Here is a 1,083-nt window from a genome sequence, read left to right on the forward strand (position 1 = left end):
CGTGATCGGCACCAGCACCCCCGCCGGGCGCAGTTTGCGCCCCGGCGGCAACACGGTGTCTGGGTTCAGGTCAAAATCACTGGACCCAAGACCCGGACGACCCAAAGCCGTCCGGAGTTGTGTCTCTAACTCAGACACTTTTGCTGTCTTCGGCGTCAAAGCCCACGGTGGCAGGGTCCAGCACGTAATGCGCACCACAGAACTGACAATCGGCCGTGACCTGACCTTCGGGGGTGGTCATCTTTTCAATGTCCTTGGCCGAATAGATCGACAGGCTTTGGCGTACACGCTCTTCTGAACAGGTGCAGCCAAACTGTACCTGCTGCGCGTCATAGACCCGTGGGTTTTCCTCGTGGAACAGACGCACCAGCAGATCGGTTGGCGCAATCGAAGGGCCGATCAGCTCAAGATCCTCGACCGTATCCAGCAGGATATTGACGCGGCCCCAGTTCTCACCTTCTTCGCCATCGACCAGATCAGTGGCGGTCAGGATCTCTCCGGTGCCTTCGCTGGACGCCGCAAAAGGCGACGCTTTGGGCATGTGCTGCAACATGATGCCGCCCGCGCGCCAATGCTCACCCACACCCGGCTCGGTCGATTTGCCGAAGCTCAGCGAGAACCGGGTGGGCAGCTGCTCGGACTGCGCAAAATAGGCTTCGGCGCAGGCACTGATCGAGCCTCCGGCCAGCGGAGTGATGCCCTGATAAGGCTGCGTGCCTTCGCCCTGATCGATCATGATCGCGAAATAGCCCTCGCCCACCTGATCAAAGGGAGCGCCATCGGTCAGACGATCACGGTCAAAACTGGCGTAAGCGCGGATGCGGGCCGGCTCACCCTCTTTCTGTGGTGCGTAGTAGTCGGTGGCAATCATGCGCACCGGACCCTTGGACTGCACCTGCAGCGACAGCTTCCAGCGAAGCGAGACAGTCTGGCCGATCAACGCGGTCAGCAGGGCCATCTCGGCCACCAGGGCCTCGACCTTTTCCGGATAGTCATGCTGTTTCAGGATGCCGTCCAACACGCCATCCAGACGGGCCACGCGCCCGCGCATATCCGATACATCGAGTTGAAAGGGCAGGACGG

General features: G+C 60.9%; 1 protein-coding gene and 1 pseudogene. Both read right to left on the bottom strand.

Annotated features, from left to right (window positions below; translation table 11 throughout):
* Positions 1-138, bottom strand: a pseudogene (locus tag ACR0E6_RS21470) (CoA pyrophosphatase); the annotation flags it as partial.
* A partial coding sequence (hslO, locus tag ACR0E6_RS21475) for an Hsp33 family molecular chaperone HslO (protein ID WP_480587117.1) occupies positions 131-1,083 on the bottom strand: 953 nt, incomplete at its 5' end. The gene hslO and the pseudogene ACR0E6_RS21470, both read right to left, overlap by 8 nt.

The sequence above is a fragment of the Ruegeria sp. AP12 genome, from assembly GCF_056540025.1.